This is a genomic window from Candidatus Streptomyces philanthi (assembly GCF_059553635.1).
Window position 1 is genome coordinate 1 of record NZ_JCANQV010000384.1, and the last position, 4,564, is coordinate 4,564.

Consider the following 4,564-nt stretch of genomic DNA (forward strand, 5'->3'; position numbering starts at 1 on the left):
GGGTATCGGCGGGGCGGTCGGCGGACCGCGCGCCCTCGGTGGGCTCAGTGGATTCGAGCATGCGGGCGGTTCTCCCGTCACGCTCCCGGGGGCCGCGCCGGACTCCGGGGCGGGCCGCGTGATGAGCGCGGCTCCGCCGTCCGGGGCGCGGGCGCCGCACGGGAGCTGTCGTGTCACTCGCCGGGCCCGTGGCCGGGACCGGCGAAAGTCTGCTGGTCAGTGCGTCTGCCGCACCGGGGTGGCTCCCTGGTGGACCGGCGACGCGTCGACGGCGGTCCTACGCAGTGCCGTCCCCGGAATGTGCCGGGGCGCTCCCGCTTCGTGCCGTCGCGGCGGTCAGCCCGGCGGCCGTGGAGGGGGCGGGCGTGGCAGCGTCGCGGTCGGGCGCCAGCGGGTCGGTCACCGCGCCGGTCTCCTCATCGAGCAGCCCCTGCGCCAGCCTGGTCACCGCTACCGGGACCGGCGGCGCCAGGTCGGCCGTAGCTCGGAGGCCGGACAGGACGTCGTCGGGTCGTACGGCGGGTGTCGCATGCCGAACAACCAGCCGCAGTATCGCACAGGCACGACCGTCGGGCCTATCGCCCCGGCAGTCCTCGGTCTCCAGCCGGGCCACCGCGGCCCGGGCGTCGAAGGACCGTACGCCGTTCTTCGTACGGCGCTGGACCTGCACTTCTTGCGCGGCGAGGAACGTCTCGACGGCCCGTGCCGCGGTCTCGGGGTCGACCTCGTCGAGGCGGAGCTGCCAGACCGACGCCTGGAGCCGGTCGGCGAGGCCGGTGGTGCGGGCCTCGACCGCCTCGATGATGTCGAGGCCGTCCGGCAGTGAGACGTCGAGCAGTTCCCGGAGCTGTTCCGGGTCGCGGTGTTCGGCGAGCTGGATCTCCAGGTACTCGGCCTCGCTGCCCGTGCCGGTCGGTGCCGCGTTGGCGTAGGACACCTTGGGGTGCGGGGTGAAGCCGGCCGAGTAGGCCATGGGGACCTCGGCGCGGCGCAGGGCACGCTCGAACGCGCGCTGGAAGTCGCGGTGGCTGGTGAACCGGAGGCGGCCGCGCTTGGTGTAGCGCAGTCGGATGCGCTGCACCGCGGGTGCGGGCGGCGGGCCTTCGGGCTGTCGCTTGCCCAGTGGTACTTCTCCTTGTGTCTGGCGGTCCGGGGCCGCCCCCGCGAACGGGACCGTCCCGGTCGGCGCCTTCCGGCACGGACCGGTCCGGAGTGCCCCGCGTCGGCGGGGCCGATGCGCGGCCGGACCTCTGCCCAAGAGTACGCGCCCGGGGCCCGCGAGGTTCCCGGCGGGGGATTGACCTGCGGGGACGCGGGGCCGGGTGTCCCGGTGCGCAGCGGTCGGCGCGCACGGCGCGGACGGTGTGCGCCGGGGCGCCCCTCCCGGGTCAGAACAGCGCCCGCCGGACCTCGCGCGCCGCCGTGCGCGCCGCGGACAGCGCGTGCCGGACCGGCGGCCGAAGGACCGCCCTGATCGCGTGCCCCACCGGGGTGAGCACCCAGCGGTACGTCCAGCTCAGGGGCGCGACGACCAGCACGCGCCACAGCGCGGCCAGTCCGCGGCCGACCGCCCGTGACACCCGGCCGGCGATCCCCCAGGCCCAGGCGACGGCCGCGCCGATCGCCCGCAGGACCGGCCACAGCACGTACTCCCATACGGCGGCGACCGGTATCACCACAAGGTGGTGCAGCAGCCACAGCAGCGCCCGGCCCACGGGGGCGAGCACCTGGTCGTACAGCCATCGGGCGGGGAGGACGACGAGGTGGTCGAGGAGCCAGGCGAGCGCCCGGCCGAGCGGCGTCAGGAGCCACCGGTACACCCAGAGCGCGGGCACCACGAGCAGCCAGTGGACCAGGAGCACCACCGGCATCACGAGCAGATGGTGGATCAGCCAGGCGGCCGCACGGGCCACGGGCGTGATGATCCAGCGGTGGACCCAGCGCGCCACGGGGGCGATGATCTCGCGGCCGGTCCAGCACAGCGCGTCCCACAGCAGCCGCAGCGGTACGACCACGATCAGTACCGGGATCTTGATCAGCTGGGCCAGGCAGCAACCGCTCGGTTCGCTGTCCTCCGGCCGTGCCGGCCCGTTCCCGTACCTCTGCGTGCCGCCGTGCGCCATGCGATGTTCCCCCGTTTTTTCCGTCCTGCTTTCGCCGGTCATGTCCTGGCCCGGCTCCCGGGGACGCGGCGCGTCCCCGGGACGTCACGGCAGTGCGCGGGCCCGGCCGCCGCTTCCGGCGACCGGGCCCGCGTCTCCTGCCCGGACTGCTACTTGACGACCGTCAGCGGCAGCAGCTTCTTGCCCGTGGGGCCGATCTGGATCTCCGTCTGCATCTGCGGGCAGACGCCGCAGTCGAAGCACGGGGTCCAGCGGCAGTCCTCGACCTCGGTCTCGTCCAGCGCGTCCTGCCAGTCCTCCCAGAGCCAGTCCTTGTCGAGGCCGGAGTCCAGGTGGTCCCAGGGCAGGACCTCCTCGTAGGTGCGCTCGCGGGTGGTGTACCAGTCGACGTCCACGCCCTGGGCGGGGAGCGTCTTGGCGGCGCAGTCCATCCAGCGGTCGTAGGAGAAGTGCTCGCGCCAGCCGTCGAAGCGGCCGCCGTCCTGGTAGACGGCGCGGATGACGGCGCCGACGCGGCGGTCGCCCCGGGAGAGCAGACCCTCGACGATGCCGGGCTTGCCGTCGTGGTAGCGGAAGCCGATGGAGCGGCCGTACTTCTTGTCGCCGCGGATCTTGTCGCGGAGCTTGGCGAGCCGGGCGTCGGTCTCCTCCGCCGACAGCTGCGGCGCCCACTGGAAGGGGGTGTGCGGCTTGGGGACGAAGCCGCCGATGGAGACCGTGCAGCGGATGTCGTTGGACCCCGCGACCTCGCGACCCTTGGCGATCACGTTGACCGCCATGTCGCCGATCTGGAGGACGTCCTCGTCGGTCTCGGTGGGCAGTCCGCACATGAAGTAGAGCTTCACCTGCCGCCAGCCGTTGCCGTAGGCGGTGGCGACGGTGCGGATCAGGTCCTCCTCCGAGACCATCTTGTTGATGACCTTGCGGATCCGCTCGCTGCCGCCCTCGGGGGCGAAGGTGAGGCCGGAGCGACGGCCGTTGCGCGTCAGCTCGTTGGCAAGATCGATGTTGAACGCGTCGACACGGGTCGACGGCAGGGACAGACCGATCTTGTCTTCCTCGTACCGGTCGGCGAGGCCCTTGGCGACGTCGCCGATCTCGGTGTGGTCCGCGGAGGACAGCGACAGCAGGCCGACCTCCTCGAATCCCGTGGCCTTCAGGCCCTTGTCCACCATCTCGCCGATGCCGGTGATGCTTCGCTCCCGTACAGGGCGCGTGATCATGCCTGCCTGGCAGAAACGGCAGCCGCGGGTGCAGCCACGGAAGATCTCGACCGACATCCGTTCATGAACGGTCTCGGCCAGGGGGACGAGCGGCTGCTTCGGGTAGGGCCACTCGTCGAGGTCCATGACGGTGTGCTTGGAGACCCGCCACGGGACGCCGGAGCGGTTCGGCACGACGCGGGCGATCCGCCCGTCGGCCAGGTACTCGACGTCGTAGAACTTGGGGACGTAGACGCCGCCGGTCCGCGCGAGGCGGAACAGCAGCTCGTCGCGGCCACCGGGACGGCCCTCGGCCTTCCAGGCGCGGATGATCTCGGTGATCTCCAGGACGGCCTGCTCGCCGTCGCCGATGACCGCGCAGTCGATGAAGTCGGCGATCGGCTCGGGATTGAAGGCGGCGTGGCCGCCGGCCAGCACGACGGGGTCGTCGAGGCCGCGGTCGGCGGCGTCGAGGGGGATGCCGGCGAGGTCGAGGGCGGCGAGCATGTTGGTGTAGCCCAGCTCCGTGGAGAAGCTCAGGCCGAACACGTCGAACGCGCGGACCGGCCGGTGGCTGTCCACGGTGAACTGCGGCACCTTGTGCTCGCGCATCAGCGCCTCAAGGTCCGGCCAGACGCTGTAGGTGCGCTCGGCGAGCACCCCCTCACGCTCGTTGAGGACCTCGTAGAGGATCATGACGCCCTGGTTGGGCAGACCGACCTCGTACGCGTCGGGGTACATGAGCGCCCAGCGCACATCGCAGCTGTCCCATGGCTTGACCGTGGAATTGAGCTCTCCACCGACGTACTGGATGGGCTTCTGCACATGCGGGAGCAGGGTCTCAAGCTGTGGGAAGACCGACTCTGCAGACATCTCGGGGCTTTCGTTGCTGGCAGGGGCGACCCTCAAGCTTAACGTCCCCGGGGAGGGAGGGCCGACCGCGCGGGCCGGGGGTCAGGACCGCAGGGCGCGCCGGCGCTTCTTGGCCCGTGCCTTCCTCCACACGTCCGGCAGCTCCCGTTCGCGGTCCGCCGCGCGAGCCTCCTCCCTGCCGTAGAGGACGCCGAAGGTGAAGTCGCTCTCCCCCGCCTCCCGCGCCTGGCGGGCCACTTCGCGCAGGGCGGCGCGGGCCATCACGCTGTCCTGGTGGTCACCGAGGAGTTCCTGGAGGGCGGTCATCCGGGCGGCGAACTTCTTGGCGGGCCTCCCGAGCCGGGGGCGGGCGGCCTCGGCGGCGTA

The 4,564-nt window shown here is 72.2% G+C and carries 4 protein-coding genes; all 4 read right to left on the bottom strand.

Annotation, left to right across the window (positions count from 1 at the left end; all coding sequences use genetic code 11):
• Nucleotides 1–277: 277 nt before the first annotated feature.
• Complete coding sequence (locus tag AC51EU_RS27385; protein WP_496269769.1) at nucleotides 278–1,081, bottom strand: TIGR03936 family radical SAM-associated protein; 804 nt, start codon at nucleotides 1,079–1,081, stop codon at nucleotides 278–280.
• A 307-nt stretch (nucleotides 1,082–1,388) separates the two neighbouring features.
• Nucleotides 1,389–2,123 (bottom strand): hypothetical protein, encoded by a 735-nt coding sequence (locus AC51EU_RS27390; protein ID WP_496269770.1) that lies wholly within the window; start codon nucleotides 2,121–2,123, stop codon nucleotides 1,389–1,391.
• A gap of 149 nt (nucleotides 2,124–2,272) precedes the next feature.
• The gene (locus AC51EU_RS27395) at nucleotides 2,273–4,198 is read right to left on the bottom strand and encodes a TIGR03960 family B12-binding radical SAM protein (RefSeq protein WP_496269771.1); all 1,926 of its coding nucleotides are present in this window, start codon (nucleotides 4,196–4,198) and stop codon (nucleotides 2,273–2,275) included.
• A gap of 81 nt (nucleotides 4,199–4,279) precedes the next feature.
• Nucleotides 4,280–4,564: CHAD domain-containing protein (locus AC51EU_RS27400; protein ID WP_496269772.1), on the bottom strand; the 285-nt coding region annotated here is incomplete at its 5' end.

Bases quoted from the DNA above. Each gene is read 5' to 3' on its own strand.
- AC51EU_RS27395 (WP_496269771.1), bottom strand. From the start codon at position 4,198: ATGTCTGCAGAGTCGGTCTTCCCACAGCTTGAGACCCTGCTCCCGCAT.
- AC51EU_RS27390 (WP_496269770.1), bottom strand. From the start codon at position 2,123: ATGGCGCACGGCGGCACGCAGAGGTACGGGAACGGGCCGGCACGGCCG.